Annotated in this window: 10 protein-coding genes and 3 tRNA genes; 6 read left to right on the top strand and 7 right to left on the bottom strand. The window is 68.0% G+C overall.

Annotated elements, in window-relative coordinates; translation table 11 throughout:
* Positions 1-68 precede the first annotated feature (68 nt).
* From MJD61_14740 to MJD61_14725, 4 genes are all read right to left on the bottom strand, one after another.
* Positions 69-141 (bottom strand) — tRNA-Gly (locus MJD61_14740).
* A gap of 46 nt (positions 142-187) precedes the next feature.
* Positions 188-270, bottom strand: a tRNA-Tyr gene (locus tag MJD61_14735).
* 26 nt (positions 271-296) lie between these two features.
* Positions 297-368, bottom strand: a tRNA-Thr gene (locus tag MJD61_14730).
* Positions 369-500: 132 nt separating this feature from the next.
* A complete protein-coding gene (locus MJD61_14725) occupies positions 501-1,673 on the bottom strand; it encodes a tetratricopeptide repeat protein (protein ID MCG8556526.1) in 1,173 nt (390 codons plus the stop codon).
* 318 nt (positions 1,674-1,991) lie between these two features.
* On the opposite strand from MJD61_14725, the gene MJD61_14720 reads away from it, so the two are divergent.
* From MJD61_14720 to MJD61_14705, 4 genes are all read left to right on the top strand, one after another.
* The gene (locus MJD61_14720) at positions 1,992-2,429 is read left to right on the top strand and encodes a PilZ domain-containing protein (protein ID MCG8556525.1); all 438 of its coding nucleotides are present in this window, start codon (positions 1,992-1,994) and stop codon (positions 2,427-2,429) included.
* Between the two features lie 123 nt (positions 2,430-2,552).
* The gene (locus MJD61_14715) at positions 2,553-4,994 is read left to right on the top strand and encodes a hypothetical protein (protein ID MCG8556524.1); all 2,442 of its coding nucleotides are present in this window, start codon (positions 2,553-2,555) and stop codon (positions 4,992-4,994) included.
* Between the two features lie 123 nt (positions 4,995-5,117).
* Positions 5,118-5,951: an electron transfer flavoprotein subunit beta/FixA family protein gene (locus tag MJD61_14710; GenBank protein MCG8556523.1), complete on the top strand. Its 834-nt coding sequence runs from the start codon at positions 5,118-5,120 to the stop codon at positions 5,949-5,951.
* Between the two features lie 2 nt (positions 5,952-5,953).
* A complete protein-coding gene (locus MJD61_14705) occupies positions 5,954-6,928 on the top strand; it encodes an electron transfer flavoprotein subunit alpha/FixB family protein (protein ID MCG8556522.1) in 975 nt (324 codons plus the stop codon).
* On the opposite strand, the gene MJD61_14700 is transcribed toward MJD61_14705, so the two are convergent.
* Positions 6,925-7,146 carry a hypothetical protein gene (locus MJD61_14700; GenBank protein ID MCG8556521.1) on the bottom strand — a complete coding sequence of 74 codons (222 nt, stop codon included), beginning with the start codon at positions 7,144-7,146 and terminating at the stop codon, positions 6,925-6,927. The genes MJD61_14705 and MJD61_14700 overlap by 4 nt on opposite strands.
* A 281-nt stretch (positions 7,147-7,427) precedes the next feature.
* On the opposite strand from MJD61_14700, the gene MJD61_14695 reads away from it, so the two are divergent.
* A complete protein-coding gene (locus MJD61_14695) occupies positions 7,428-9,239 on the top strand; it encodes a zinc-ribbon domain-containing protein (protein ID MCG8556520.1) in 1,812 nt (603 codons plus the stop codon).
* A 7-nt stretch (positions 9,240-9,246) separates the two neighbouring features.
* Here the strand turns inward: MJD61_14695 and MJD61_14690 are convergent, their stop codons facing one another.
* Positions 9,247-9,801 (bottom strand): hypothetical protein, encoded by a 555-nt coding sequence (locus MJD61_14690; GenBank protein MCG8556519.1) that lies wholly within the window; start codon positions 9,799-9,801, stop codon positions 9,247-9,249.
* Positions 9,802-9,989: 188 nt separating this feature from the next.
* A complete protein-coding gene (locus MJD61_14685) occupies positions 9,990-10,199 on the bottom strand; it encodes a hypothetical protein (protein MCG8556518.1) in 210 nt (69 codons plus the stop codon).
* Positions 10,200-10,290: 91 nt separating this feature from the next.
* Here MJD61_14685 and MJD61_14680 point away from each other — a divergent pair, with 91 nt between their 5' ends.
* On the top strand, positions 10,291-14,763 hold the full coding sequence (locus MJD61_14680) for an HAD-IC family P-type ATPase (protein ID MCG8556517.1): 4,473 nt from the start codon (positions 10,291-10,293) through the stop codon (positions 14,761-14,763).
* The last annotated feature ends 40 nt before the right edge of the window (positions 14,764-14,803 follow it).

Genomic DNA, 14,803 nt, shown 5'->3' with positions numbered 1-14,803 from the left:
CTTACCAAGGAGGTGCTCTACCACTGAGCTACCTGGGCAAAACCACCTCTGCACCGCGTTGCGCACGGAGCGGGAGACCGGGCTCGAACCGGCGACATTCAGCTTGGAAGGCTGACGCTCTACCAACTGAGCTACTCCCGCACGGACCCAAGGCACAGGCGCGATGTCTTTAGCAAGACGACCGGGGTGGAGGGTAGTGGATTTGAACCACTGAAGGCATAAGCCGGCAGATTTACAGTCTGCTCCCTTTGACCACTCGGGCAACCCTCCGATATCATTTGTCTCCAAAACTCGCGAGCTGGCGAAGGGATTCGAACCCGCAACCCCCTGTTTACAAAACAGGTGCTCTACCGTTGAGCTACGCCAGCGAAGCCGATATCCGACATGCACCCACACTGTCGATGGAGAACGCGCCTGCCTCGCCGGCTGCGTGCGAGGGCGGCTTGTGTACTTGACCGTGCATGCTGTGTCAAGCTTACTCGGCACGATTCTTGGCAGTCTCATGGGCTCGACCCTGCCGAGCCGGCCGCAGCGGATGGCTTGACGGCCCGCTGCCTCCCTTGAAACTCGCGCAGCTGCTGCTCACTGACGCCACCCGGCCCCGGCGGTTGCTCGAGCATCAACTCGCGCACGCGCTCCAGGTCCTTCCGGGTCTTGGACGCCCAGCCACCTTGGACGCCGGTGCGCTCGATCAACATCAGGGTGAGCTCCCAGTAGCGGATTGCATGGCGAATGAGCGGCTTGATCAGCTTGGCGAGCTCGTCGCGATAGGCCTCCTCGCCGCCCTTCGGCACTCTGGGCGGAATCGGCGAATGCATGATGGCATGCCACAGCTCGTCGTACATGTGACCGATGCGGTAGCCCGACGCTGCGGCCCAGTGCGAATCGGTGAAGCGGATGGCGTTGAAGTACTCGCGCTGGGCCTTCAGCACCAGCTCCGCCCGCTGCAGGAGCACCCTTTGCTGTGCTTCGGCACTGTCCTTGGGAAAACGCAACGCCTGCGCGCGGCTGCGGATGGTCTCTGCCAACACGAAGTTGGCCGCGGCCGCAAAGTGTACATCGGCCCTCTGCTCGGCTTCGGGCCGCTGCCGCTGAAGGGCCAGCGTGCCGCGTGCCTGCCGCTCGGCCTCATCGAGCCGGCGGGCGCCGAAAAGGGCTTGGGCCCGCCGGGCCATCGCTTCCACTCGTTCAGCGACCGTCAGGTCGTCTCGCGCCAGCAATGCATCTACCCGGTCGAGCAACGCTTGCCACGACTCCAGCTCGAGCAGCACCTGCACCAGCTGAAAGCTGGCGTGCCTTGCGTCGCGCGACCCAGGCAGCTCGCGCAACAGCGTCTCGTAGCGTGCCCTAGCCGCCTGCAGCTCGCCCAGCTGGATCAGGCACAAGCCGGCATTGTACAGGGCTGCGGAATGGTAGCGGCTGCCCGCGAACTCCCGATGCAGGCGGTCGTACAGGGGGACGGCCTGCGCGCACGCACCCCTGTCCAGCAGCCTCGTAGCCCGGTTGAACAGGTCGGACGCATCGTAGACCTCGAACTCGTAGCGTCCGCCTTCGCCGCGCCGGGCCGTGATCCGGAGCTCGTCCATTTCGACGATCCCCCTGGGGGCTCGAGCCTGCGGCCGGGGTCGAGTCCCGCCGCAGCCCGACGCCAGACACAGGGCCAACAACGCCATGGCCGGTGCTCGCCGGCAGGTCACTCTCGCCCGCCAACAGGACCTAGTGCCTCGCCACAGGAATCCTGATCGTTTGGCCCCAGCCCTGGCGCCCGCTGGCGGCGTTGGGACCTCCTCGAATATGCGCTGCATGTCCTTCGTCGGTCCGCCTTGCCAGCGAGCCCCACTGCAGGCCCCAACCAACCAGGATTCCTGTGGCGAGGCACTAGCGCAAAGGTCCCTTTTTTGCGTCAACGAAAAGCGGTCGCTTACAATCTCCTGCATCTGCAATGCACCGTTGCGACTGTACCCCTGCGCGATTGTAGGAGATTGGCCACGATGAAACAGGAACGTCGATACTTTCAGCGAATCCCGGTAGCTTTCTATACCAACCAGGTGGCCGGCGATGAGGTGCAGCGCTGGTTTGCGGCCGATCTCAGTGCGCTAGGACTCTTCATGGAGCGGCCCCGCCCACTGCTCGAGCCCGCCCGCACACCCAGCATCGTTCAGGTCGAGCTGCCGCTGCCAGGGATCGGCGAAAGCCTGTGGATCAAGGGCGAGGTGGTTCACGATCGCAGTTGCGGCCTGTTTCGCAGCGCCGGCGTGCGCTTCCAGGCAATGGCTCGCAAGCACCAGCGCTGGCTGCGCGACTGGCTGAGGGCGACCGACCGGAACCGCAACAGGGCCTTGCCGCGTCGCGCGCGCTTCACCAACCCCAACTGGCCCGTCCGCATGGACCCGGCCGCCTTGGCTGCCGTGCGAAACCCTAGTCTTTGATGCTATGAAGCGGCTCGGAGACTCCCGAGCGCGACCATGGAAAGGTCCCGGAGGACGCGGCTGCTTGCGCGGGCGGATCGGGCGTGCGGTTCCGCTCGGCACGGGACCGGAGGCTGGTGACCGATGCGAGCTAGGTTCGTAAGACCATGGGTCTGCGTCCTTGCGCTAGCCTCGGGGGCGTGCGGGGGCGCCGAGCCTGTCAAGCGACGGCCGGGGGCGCTTCACGGCCAGGTCGCCTCGCGGCCGGGCGAGGGTCCGCGCACCGTGGTCGTACGGCGTGCGACCGGCAACGCGCTGCACCTCAGCCTTTGGGTGGATGCTGGATCGCGTGACGCCGAGCCGCCCGAGCTCGCCACGCTCGCGGTCTGGCTTGCTTCGGAGCGCGCCGGACAGGGCGTGCGCGGGCGGGCTTTTGCCGATGCCAGCGAGCTCGCGCTGACCTGCGAGCGCCAGGCCCTGACCCAGTGCCTGCGCCGGCTGGCACGTGGCCTGGGCACGCGGCAAGTGAGCGAAGAGGCCCTGCAGATCGTGCGCAACCGGCTCGACGCGGCACGCCGAAAGGCTGCAAAGGACCCCGTGCGAGCGGCCGATGCGCTGGCGTTGCACGCTCTGTTCGGCAGGCACGGCGCGGGATTCCAGCCCCTCGGACGCGCGCGCGTCGCGACCCGCCCACAGGCGGTTAGCAGCTTCCTCGCCCGACACTACGGACGCAGGCGCGCGCTCGTCGTAGCTGTAGGGGATCTGGCTGCCGACGTGCTCGCCGCGCGCGCAAGGCTATCCCTGGCGTCTCTGCCACGGGCTAGCGCCGGGCGCGCACAGCGCCGGCTGCCCGTCCGAGGCGGAGTCGAGGTCATGCTGGGTGGCCGCACGCTGGTGAGCGTCGCCGTGGCCACGCCGGAGCTCGCGTCCGCGGCGAACCTTGCGAGCGCGCTCGCGCATCTCGGTCACGCAGTCCCGATCGAGACACTCGACGGACTGAAGGCCTTGTCGGCTCACGCCTTGCCCGTGCGCGGCGGCGCGCTTGCTCTGGCGCGCTTCGCGGCGTACGAGCCCGTCGGCGCGGCCCGAGAGCTCGCCTTCCACGCGGCGCGCCTGCGGCACGAGCCTCCGCCAGCGGTACCCTTGGCACCGCCCAGCGGTGGTGCGAGCGTGCTGTCGGAGTGGGTGGGGCTTCGCTGGGCGGCACGCCCGCAGCGCGGGGCCCACCCTCCCGAGCTCGTGCCGACGGCCATCGGCCTGGGACTGGTCGCGGCCGGACGGGACCAGGGAAGTCCGAAGAACCGCGATCCGGATGCGGCGGAGCGTGTTCGGCTGCGAAGTGCCGCACGGCGTGCCGTCACCCACGCACAGGCCCACGCGGATCCCGAGTGGAGCGGCACCATGGACGAACGCTCCGCGTCGTTGCGATTGTCCAACGGCGCCGGCGTAGAAGTGCGGCACGTCGCTGCGAGCGATCACGTGGCGGTCAACGTACGTTTCGCAGGCGGGGCCGGCGAGGAACCAGCTTCGCTGCACGGTCGCACCGCACTGCTTGCAACGCTGTCCGCTTCCGCGTGCACGCAGGCCGCTGCGCAATCCACTACGAGCGCCACATTCCGGCCGCTGGTCGAGGCCACTTCGTGGGGCATCACCGCGAGCGCCCCCGGAGCCCGCTGGGCCCAGGCCATCGACATGGTGCTGCGCTGCGCGCTGCACCCGCCGCTCGCAGCGACCCGGATTGCCAGGGCGCGGCTGCGCTTGCGCGAACGACTCGGACCTCGAGGCTCACCTGCCTGGCACGCCAGTCAAGCCGCACGGCTAATCGCGCCGCTGACTCCGGCGCTATGCGCGCCGTGGGGCTCTTCGGCGCGCCTGAACGCGGTATCTCGACGCGACCTCGAGCTACTGGTTCGAACCGCAGCGACCGGCGCTCGTGTGAGCGTGGCTGCCGTGGGCTCGCTACCCGCCGAGCAGGCGGCGCTCCGGATCGCGCGCCGACTCAGCCGCTTGCCAGACGGAACCGCAGCGCCCCCACAGGTACTCGGTGAGGCCGCAAGGGGGCTGCTCACCTCGGTTTGGTCGGGGCCCCATGCTCGGGTGGTCGTGGCATGGCGCACGCTGGGACCGAACCTGCATCGCGGGGGCGGGTTGGGCGCGCGCACGTTCGCGGATCGAATGGCCCGTGCCTTGCGCGAGCGACCCGGGGTGCGTTCCGTCTGGCAGCTAGGGGTCTCGGGCCCCTGGGGTGCGGGCGCAGCCGTCGGGCTCGACGCCGAAGATGCTGCGCTCTCACGTCTGGACATCACGGTCGCCGAGATCGCCGATCGGCTGGATCGGCCGCAGCTGCAGGCACGGGTGCGCCGCGCTCATGCCGACCGCATGCGACACTGGCACCTGCGCAGCGCGCTGCCGGAAGCCAAGGCCGAGCGCTTGGCCGAAGCCAGGTTGGCGGGCTCGGGGATCGAACCCTCTGCCGAGGTGGCCTTGCGCACGCTCGAGCATCTGTTCGGCACTAGTCCGCGCTTCGTGATCGCACGCGAAAAGGGCGAAGCACCTGCGCGCCAGCAAGCAGAGCTGGTTTGGTGACCGATGCGGGCTTGCGCACGTGCACGTGGTTGACAGTCGTGAAGCAAAAGCGCATAGGCTCCCGCAGCGCAGTACGGTCCGAAAGCGCGGCCCTGCAATCGGCACGCCCACACAGGAGAAACCGTGAGAATACTGGTCTCGCTCAAACGCGTATGCGATCCGGATAATGCAAACAAGGTGAAGGTCGAAAAGGACGCCACGCGAGTCACGTCGGAGGGTCTGGAATGGAAGCTCAACCCCTTTGATGAGTATGCCGTGGAGGCTGCGCTCAGGCTCAACGAAAACGCGGCGACCCGGGAGCAGCTCGGCGAGACGGTCGTGGTGTCGCTGGGGCCTGCCGAAGTCGCCGCGAGCCTGCGCCAAGCCCTCGCGATGGGCGCCGACAGAGCCATCCTGGCGCTGGCCGAAGACGACGCCCTCGATTCGTGGGTCGTTGCGCGCGCGCTCAGGGCGCTGGTGGAGCGAGAGCAGCCGGAGCTGGTGCTTATGGGCAAACAGGCGGTCGACGGTGACTCGAACGCGGTTGGCCAGATGCTCGCCGAGCTGCTCGGCTGGCCCATGGCAACCTTCGCCATGTCGGTGCGCACCGAAGACAACGGCAAGTCGCTCACGGTGGGGCGCGAGGTGGATACGGGCGTGCTCACCCTCAAGGTGCAATGTCCGGCGGTCGTAACCGTAGACCTGCGAATCGTCACGCCCACTGCAGTCGGCAACGGAGTCACACCGGAGGAGCACCGATACAACGAAGGTGCGCGCTACGCATCGCTCAAGGGCATCATGCAGGCCAAGAAGAAACCCCTCGAGCAGCTCGAGCTCGCCGCGCTCGGCATCGATCCGACCCCCGCTTCCGAGTACCTTCGCTTCGAGCTGCCGGCAGCACGCGGAGGCAAGGTGGCTTTTGTGGACAGCGTGACGGAGCTCGTCGACCGGCTGCACAACGAAGCCAAGGTGATATGACGATGACCAAAGTCCTGGTCCCGGCCGAGCTGCTGGATGGAAACGTTCGCAGCCATACGTTGTCGGCTATCAGCGCCGCGCGTTCCATAACTGAACAGACAGGTGGATCCTACGACGTGCTGGCGGTCGGGGAAGGCGCGTCGAGCGCCGCCCCGGCGCTCGCAGCGTACGGGGCCGAAAAGGTCCTGGTCGCAGAGCTGGCCGGAGGGTACTGCGCCGAGGCGTATGCCCCGACCGTCGCCGAGGTCACGCGCACGGGCGGCTACGCGGTACTGGTGGCCTGCGCCAGCACCTACGGCAAGGACCTCATGCCACGCGTGGCAGCCCGGCTTGGGGCGGGTATTGCGAGCGATGTGGTAGCTATCGGCATCGAAGACGGCAGGCTCACCTACCGCCGGCCCATGTACGCCGGCAACGTGCTGGCAACGCTCAGGTTGCGCAGCGGCGTCCAGGTCGTAACCGTACGCCAGTCCGAGTTCGCCCCGGCCCAGGCAACAGCCTCGGCGAGCCCGGTGCAGCAGACCCCGATCCAGACCGACGCTGCGGCCGAACGTGTCGAGTTCATCGGCATCGAATCGGTCAAGAGCGCCAGGCCCGAGCTGACCGAGGCCAGGGTCGTGGTCTCGGGCGGGCGGGCTCTGAAGAGCGCGGACAACTTCACCAGCGTGCTCGAGCCGCTGGTCGATGCCTTCGGCGCCGCCATGGGCGCGTCGCGCGCTGCGTGCGACGCCGGATACGTGCCCGGTGACCTACAGGTGGGACAGACCGGCAAGGTGGTCGCCCCCGACCTCTACGTGGCCGTGGGCATCAGCGGGGCTATCCAGCATTTGGCCGGCATGAGCGGCTCGAAGGTCATCGTGGCAATCAATAAGGATCGAGAGGCACCCATCGCTCAGGTGGCCGATTACTTCCTTTGCGCGGACTTGTTCGACGTAGTGGGGGAGTTGACCGAGGCCGTCAAGGCGCTCAAGAGCTAAGGGCCCGCATCGGTCACCGGCTTGCGGCTCCCCTTGGGTGTATTGGGGACCGGGTGTATTGGCAACAGCCGAGCCACCGGCCCGCCCCACATGGTCCCGAGCTCGCGCTCGGCCGGCCGATGAGGCACCTCCTTCTTGCCGGGCGCTGCCGCCAGCGGCTTCGACTGGTCGAGGCCCGCCTCGCAGGGCCAAGCGGACTGGGGTGTGGGGTCTCGCATCTGTAGGTTTTTGTGGTAAGAACGCCGCAGGCTCGTGAGGCACCTTCGCTTTCAGATGGACGACCACGATGGCGGCGCTGGACTTCTCTGGCGGCATCCATTCTTTGGGGGCAGTCAACGGGCGCGCTCCTTGCGATCGCGCCCTCGAGCGCGGGTTGGCGCGGCCGGGCGCTCTACGTTTGATTGATCCGGTCGTATGGAGGCTTTACTGTTGATGATTACAGGTACTTTGTACCGCATGCCTCCGAGCGGCCACCTCCCCAGAAAAGGACTCAGGAAACATGAAAATCGTCTGCGATAGCTGCGGAGCGAAATACTCGATCGCCGACGAAAAGGTCGCGGGAAAGATCTTCCGGATTCGCTGCAAGCGCTGCAGCGAGGTGTTGACCATCCGAGGTGACCAGCCCGCTGAGGCGGCAGCTGTGCAGCAACCGCCGATCGCCGCGCCACCCCCCGACGCCATCTGGCATATCGTCATCGCCGGTGAGCAACAGGGACCGTACACGCACACACAATTAGCGGAGTTGCTGGCCGCGCACACCATCGATTGGGATGCCTACGTGTGGCGAGACGGTCTGGACGATTGGGTGCCCGCCCGCGACAGCGCCGAGCTGGTCAGCTTGGTGACAGGGCAGGCCCCCCCCAGCGCCGCGAGCAGCGCCGCTGCATCCGCGCAGCCCGAGCCTGCCGCGGCCCCTGCTGAGCAAGATGACTTCGCCGCGGAACCGCCTTCCATGGGAGCCGATCCCTTCGCAGGCGACGCGAGCTCGCCCTTTGGAGACGCCGCGGCAGCGGAGTCCAGCCCCTTCGGCCAGGTGGCTGCCGCGGGTCCGGGCGCTGACCTGTTTGCGAGCCCGGCCGCAGCCGGCCCGTTGGCAAGGGCGAGCCAGCCACAGGCCGCAGGGCCGCGCGTCACCGCCGAACAGGCGATGACCGGCGCGCGCAACGAGAACTCGGTCCTTTTTTCGCTGGGCAACCTGCAGGCCTTGGCGACCGGCGCCGGCTCGGCGGCCCCCAGCGACGCCGCAAGCGCACCCCCCAGCGAGGACGCCGGCTTCGCACAGGGCGAGGCCTCGGGTCTGATCGACATCCGGGCGCTCGCGCAAGCTGCCGGCAGCGGCACAGATGGCCCCAACGGCCAGTCCCCTCAGGTAGACGATCTGCTGATGGGCTCGGGCGGAGGTGGTTTTGGCGCCTTGGGCTCGCCCATGAGCGCCGGCCAGGTGCCCGAAGGCGAGGGCACGAGCAAGACGCTCATCGTGGCTATCCTGGGAGGCTTCGCCATCCTCGCAGCGGCGGTCGTTGGCGGAATGATGCTCCTGAAGGAGGAGGCGCCCGCGGCACGCAGCGTGTTGCCAAGCTCGCCACCCCCGAGCGCGCATCGCAGCGACTCGAAACCAACCACCGGGGCCGCTTCGGAGCAGACTGCGGCTTCCCCTGCTGCGGCTTCCCCCACAGCGAAGCCGACGCAGGCTGAGCCCCCGGGTGCAGCAGCCCCCGAACCGGAGCCGGTGGCTCGCAAGCCCCAACCAAAACCGTCACAGCAAGCCGGCTCGCACGAGCGGCGTTCGGCCCGGCGGCGCGACACACGCAGCAGCCGCAAGGCCCGATCCTCCAGGCAAGAGCGACCGAAGAAGGTCGCCCCCGAGCCCAAGCCGAAGCAGCGGCGTGCTAGCCGCACCCGTCCCGTGCAGAAAGCCGCGGCCAAGCCCAAGAAGAAAGCGGCGAGCGGCTCGATCGACGACCTGTTGGAGCAAGCGGTCGGAGGCGTGCCCGACCCGCTCACAACGAAGCGCAAACCCGTCAAGGTGAAGACCGAGAGCAACCTGCCTGAAACACCGTCGCGCGACCAAGTCATGAAGGCGCTTCGAGCTGTACAGCGCTCGGTGAAGAACTGCAGCAAGTCCGAACACGGGGTCGCGATGACCACCATCACCGTCTCTGGCAGCAACGGGCGTGTCCGGAGCGCCAAGGTATCCGGCGACTACGCGGGTACAAGGGCGGGCTCCTGCATTGCTCGGGCTGTGCGCAAGGCCCGGTTCCCCAAGTTCAAGAAACCGGAATTCAAGATCCAGTTCCCCTTTAGGCTCTAGGGAAGTTTTACAGCTGCCGGCACCCCTGAAGGTTGAACGCGGCAGGCTGGGGCGCCGGGAGGTTTCCGGGTGCTTCCAGCGATCGCACCTCCGAGGGCTGTAGGCGCTGGGGTAGGTCAACGCAGAGGAGCGAGCCAAGCAGTGCGCCGCTGGGGTCGGGGAGTATGTTGAGCTGGCAGGGCACCAGCGGCGGGGCAGGGGGCGTGCCGCTGCAGCTGCCCTCGAAGCTGTTGGCGCCCTCGCTGACCGTGACACGGCATCGATCGGGTGTCGGCCCCGCGAGGTTGCTGTTGTCTACACGAATGCCGTACTCGTCGCCCTGCTGTGCAGTGAAGGTGAGCTCACCAACACTGATGAAGCAGTCGATAATTGGGTCGGTCTGATCGTCCAGGCCACGCACGCGCCGCGGCGGCGCCTCGAGCTTGCCCAGACAATCGTTTCGGCAGCGCAGCTGGTACGTGACATCCACGTAGACCGGGACGCCCATGTCGTTCGTGCAGGATGCGACTGCGGCGCCGGCGGCCGTCAAGAGCAGGTAGCAGAGCAGGTAGCGACGTTGCATGATCTCCTTCGAAGCGTCCGTTCCCGTGCACCAGGTGATTGAGCGAGCCCGAGGCGCGTCTTGCAGGCCACGCACTGCGCTGCGTACTGCCCGCCCCTCCCGGAGATGGCCGTCCTCGGCGGCGAGGCCTCGCGCGACGGGCCCCCTGAGCTTATCAGGACCAGGCACCCGCGCCCACCCCACCTCGCTCACAGCGCGAGCCGTGAACAGATCGGAGCCCGTGGGGCGGCCGTGCGGGCTAGCGTGTCGGGGGGAAAAGGCAGCGACTGGTCCCGACGCTCCGCTGCGACTAGCACGCGAAGCTCACCTGGTCCGGGCGCTCGCACCTCGTGCTCGCCAAGCTCCAAGACTTCCGGCTCTCCGGGCTCACGGATCCGAACCACGCGCGCACGCGTCATGGCGGGTAGGGTAGCGCGATTGAACGGCGCGGGTCACCCACTACAGAAGTAAGGTGAACCGGCACAAGGCATCTGGTAGATTGACCGCACGATGAGTCTCTTCTTCTCGTCAGGCCTTTCCACCGCGATCCGCAACGCCGCCGGCCTTTTCGCGCCGCGATCGCGGCGCTGCTGGAGCAGCCCGACGCACATGCACATCGAGTACAAGGCACTGAACGCAGACAAATTGGAGCGCTTCAGGTTGCAGGTTACGCAGTCGATCGGACAGCTGGAGCGTGTCCACTGGGTGGAAGTCAACCCGAGCACGCGCCGCGTCGTGATCGCCTTCGATGCTCACGTCTACACGCGCGGCGAGCTCGTCCGGCTGGTCGACGACGCCGAGCGGGCGGCCGGGGCCCAGAGCTTCACGAGCGACGGACCAAGTCATCCAGCGGACGTGGAGCCCGAGCTGCAGATGAGCGTACAGCTCGCTGCCGATCTGATGGGGGTCGCGCTGGGCTCGCTGCTTCGGATCACGCCCTTCAAGCCCCCGGCTGTGGCAACCAACAGCTCCGCGGTGCTGTCGGTCGTAAAAGGTGTTCCACGTCTGCGCGTGCGGCTCGAGGAGAGCATCGGCAGGGAGCGCGCGGAGCTGGTGCTCAACCTTGGACTCGCGGCTGCCCAGAGCGTTGCCCAAAGACCGCTTGCCTGCCTGGTCGATGCTGTCCACAAGGCGATGCTGCTGCGCGAGATCGAGTCGCGGCGCCGGGTGTGGGATCGCCGTGAGCCTCAGCTGTGCCCGAGACCCGTCGACCAGAGCGAGGTGAGCATCGAAGCGCCACGGCGCCCGGTGGAGCTGCCGCGAGGACCGGTCGAGGAATACGCCGACCGCGCCATGTTCGTGTCGCTGGGCGGGTTCGGGCTCAGCCTTCTGATGACGCGCAGCTTTCAGCACGCCGCGGCCGCGCTCTTCGGCGGCCTACCGAGACCCGCGCGCCTCGGCAGGGACGTCTTCTGTGCGGAGCTGGCCTCGGTCTTGGCCAGCCGCAACATCCTGGTGAGGGATCCCGAGGTGCTGCGGCGTTTCGACCGTGTCGGCGTCCTGGTGCTGCAGGGTGCCCTGGTCACAAGCAAGACCTTTGCAGTCGGTCGTGACCTGGTGGCCAATGGGCGCATCGACGCGGAAACGGCACGCAGAAAGGCGATGGAGCTGTTTGATCCGAACCATCCGGTTCAGGTGCAGAGCGACGGACGTTTCAGGCTCGGACCACCCGAGCTTCTCGATGCCCCGCTCGGCTCGGAGCTCGAGGCCCGTTCCAAGGAGCTCTCGGACCGTGGCGCCCTGGTGCTGGCCTTGTGGCACGAGGACGAGATCACGGCGCTGGTCGACGTGGATGTCCTGCCCCAGACCGGCGTGCAGGAGCTGATAGACGCCGCGCACGAAGCGGGAATCCGAGTAGTCATCGCCTGCGACGACGAGACGCAGCTCGAGGAGCTCGACACCGACGACGTGATCACGGAAAGCGAAGGCCTGGATTCCGGCATCCGCCGGCTGCAGCAAGAGGGACGCTGCGTGGCGCTCGTCGGGTCGGGGGCGATGAAGGAGTTCACCACGGCTGACTGTGGAATCGGGCTGCACCGGCGCGCAGGCCCGGCACCGTGGGGCGCCCATTTGGTGTGCGGCGACGATCTGTCGGACGTGCGCTTCCTGCTCGAAGCCTTCGTTACTGCGCGCGCAGTTTCGAAGCAAAGCGTATACGTGGCGCTGGGTGCCGCGACCGTAGGTATGATCGTTTCCGCGGGCGGCCTGCTGCCCATGCCGATGAGGCGCGTGCTGTTCGTGGTGAACACCGCGACCCTGCTTGCCATGGGCAACGGCGTTCGCAACTCGTATGCTTTGCGCACGCGGCGCCTGAGAGCCCCGCGCGATCCGACTCCCTGGCACGCGCTCAGCACGGAAGGCGTACTGGCGCGCCTGCGCACGAGCGAGCGGGGGCTGTCCGATCAGGACGCGCGCAGACGCCGGCTTCCGGTGGCGGACAAGCGCTCTGCCGTGGTCGAGTTCGCCGAGGCGTGCACGGACGAGCTGTTCAACCCGCTCGCGCCGTTGCTTGCCGCGGGCGCGGGCTTGTCCGCGGCGGTCGGCTCGGTGGGCGATGCGGCCATGGTGGGCGGCGTGGTGGCCATCAACGCGCTCGTTGGCGGCACGCAGCGCTACCGGACCGAACGCGCCATCCGTCACCTCTTTCGTCACGCCCAGCGCAAGGTCACGGTGAGGCGTGAGGGTGCTGTGCGTCAGGCCCTGACGCAGGACTTGGTGCACGGGGACGTCGTGAGCCTGGCAGCCGGCGATGTGGTGCCGGCAGATTGCCGCATCCTGCGAGCCTCGTCGCTCGAGGTGGATGCGTCGAGCCTCACCGGGGAGTCGCTGCCGGTGCGCAAGGGGCCGGAGCCGTCCTTCGAGCCGCATATCCCCGATCGTAGATCGATGCTGTACGAGGGCACGGCGCTCGTGGCCGGACATGCGACCGCGGTGGTGGTCGCGACCGCGGAAGACACCGAAGCCCGCCGCGGGGCGCTGACCGCGAAACGCCAGCCCAGCCAGGGAGGGGTCGAGCAGCGGCTGCGGTCGCTGATGAGCCTGACCGGACCGGTGGCGATCGGGGCCGGAATCGGGGTGGTCGGCAGCGGCTTGCTTCGCGGCCGCAAACTGGAAGATCTGGTGGGCTCCGCAGTCAGCCTCGCCATCGCCGCGGTGCCCGAGGGGCTGCCGCTGCTTGCCACGGCGGCGCAGCTCGCTGCGGCAGAGCGTCTATCAAGGCGCGGTGCGCTGGTGCGCAACCACCGCTGCATCGAGGCGCTCGGGCAGGTGAACGTGCTGTGCCTGGACAAGACGGGCACGTTGACCCACGGCCAGATCGAGCTGTGCTCCGTTTCGGACGGGCGCCATGACGAGCGGCTGGGCGAGCTCGGTGTCACACATGTCGCCGCGCTCTCGGCGGCCCTTCGCGCTACTTCGGATGGTGATCTTGCAGGCCCGCTCGATCCCACCGACGCCGCGCTAAGGCGTGGAGCGGAGGGCGTGGACGTGCATGCCTCCACGACTCGCCCCGGCTGGGAGCGCGTGGCGGAGCTCTCCTTCGAGTCGGAGCGCAGCTACCACGGTGCCCTCGGCCGCACACCGGACGGGGCCTTGCTGAGCGTCAAGGGTGCTCCCGAGGTCGTGCTTCCGCGCTGCACCCACTGGGGCGCCGGGGTCGTGCTCGACCAAGCCGCACGAAAAGAGCTGGCACTGGAGGCGGACCGCTTGGCGCGCCAAGGGCTGCGCGTACTGGCGGTGGCCGAGCGCGCTGCCGGGCCGACCCACGAGCTCGACCCCGGCGATCTTGGGCACCTGACGTTTCACGGCTACATCACATTCCACGATCCGGTGCGGCCCACCGCAGCTCAAGCCATAAGGGGACTGCGCAGCGCAGGCATCAGCACCATCATGCTGACCGGCGACCACCCGTCCACGGCCGAGGCGATCGCTGCGGAGCTCGATCTGCTGCGGGACGGCTCGGTGCTCACGGGCTCCGAGCTCAACCATCTGGGCGACGAGGAGCTCGAGGCCCGCATGCCGCGCATCTCGGTGTTCGCCCGGGTCACTCCATCGCAAAAGGTGCGTGTGGTGCGCACGTTGCAGCGCACCGGTCATACCGTGGCCATGGCAGGTGATGGCTCCAACGACGCCCCTGCCATCCGCCTCGCCAACGTGGGGGTGGCCGTGGGTGAGCACAGCACGACCGCAGCGCGGGGCGCTGCAGACGTGATCTTCACCGACGATCGCATCGAAACCCTGGTGGAAGCCATCATCGAGGGACGCGCCATGTGGAGCTGCGTGCGCGATGCGGTTTCCATACTGATCGGCGGCAACCTTGGCGAAATCGGCTTCACGCTGCTCGGCGGCTTGGTGGACGGCAGGCCACCGCTCAATGCCCGGCAGCTGCTGCTGGTCAACCTGCTCACCGACGTGGCCCCGGCCATGGCGATCGCCCTGCGGCCTCCGGAACGGACCCGACTGGAATCGCTTGCCAACGAAGGCCCCGACGCCTCGCTGGGCGAGTCGCTCGACCGCGACATCGCCGCGCGGGCCCTGGTCACGGCAGCCGGCGCCGGCAGCGCCTGGCTGATGGGTCGTCTCACGGGCAGGCAGGCGCGGGCGCGTACCATCGGGCTCACTGCTTTGGTGGGCACGCAGCTCGGTCAGACCCTGATCTCGGGTGGTGCAAGCCTGCCCGTAGTCGCGACCAGTTTCGGTTCCGCCCTTGCGCTCGCGGCCGTGGTGCAGACCCCGGGGCTCAGCCGCATGTTCGGCTGTAAACCCTTGGATCCCGTCGGTTGGGCCATTGCACTGGCGGCTTCGACGGCGGCTACGGCCGCCTCGGTCATCGTGCCCCAGTTGAAACAGGGTTGGCTCGAGCGCGCGGGCGGGGCAAGCGAGCACGCCGAAGCCGCAGCACTGCGCGTTCGCGCCGAGGCCAGGCATCTGCCGACCGATCCGGGTGAGCTGCTCGGCGAAGTGGCCACCGCGGACGCGGGTTGACGCGGAGCTTCGTTGCAGGGTCCAGGGTCCAGGTGCTCGC

It is taken from the genome of Pseudomonadota bacterium (assembly GCA_022361155.1).
Lineage (GTDB): Bacteria > Myxococcota_A > Polyangia > Polyangiales > JAKSBK01 > JAKSBK01.
The sequence above is the reverse complement of the archived record's forward strand: the minus strand, read 5'-3'. Positions and strand labels throughout refer to the sequence as shown.

Bases quoted from the DNA above. Each gene is read 5' to 3' on its own strand.
- MJD61_14725 (MCG8556526.1), bottom strand. From the start codon at position 1,673: ATGGCGTTGTTGGCCCTGTGTCTGGCGTCGGGCTGCGGCGGGACTCGA.
- MJD61_14720 (MCG8556525.1), top strand. From the start codon at position 1,992: ATGAAACAGGAACGTCGATACTTTCAGCGAATCCCGGTAGCTTTCTAT.
- MJD61_14715 (MCG8556524.1), top strand. From the start codon at position 2,553: ATGCGAGCTAGGTTCGTAAGACCATGGGTCTGCGTCCTTGCGCTAGCC.
- MJD61_14705 (MCG8556522.1), top strand. From the start codon at position 5,954: ATGACCAAAGTCCTGGTCCCGGCCGAGCTGCTGGATGGAAACGTTCGC.
- MJD61_14700 (MCG8556521.1), bottom strand. From the start codon at position 7,146: ATGCGAGACCCCACACCCCAGTCCGCTTGGCCCTGCGAGGCGGGCCTC.
- MJD61_14695 (MCG8556520.1), top strand. From the start codon at position 7,428: ATGAAAATCGTCTGCGATAGCTGCGGAGCGAAATACTCGATCGCCGAC.
- MJD61_14690 (MCG8556519.1), bottom strand. From the start codon at position 9,801: ATGCAACGTCGCTACCTGCTCTGCTACCTGCTCTTGACGGCCGCCGGC.
- MJD61_14685 (MCG8556518.1), bottom strand. From the start codon at position 10,199: ATGACGCGTGCGCGCGTGGTTCGGATCCGTGAGCCCGGAGAGCCGGAA.
- MJD61_14680 (MCG8556517.1), top strand. From the start codon at position 10,291: ATGAGTCTCTTCTTCTCGTCAGGCCTTTCCACCGCGATCCGCAACGCC.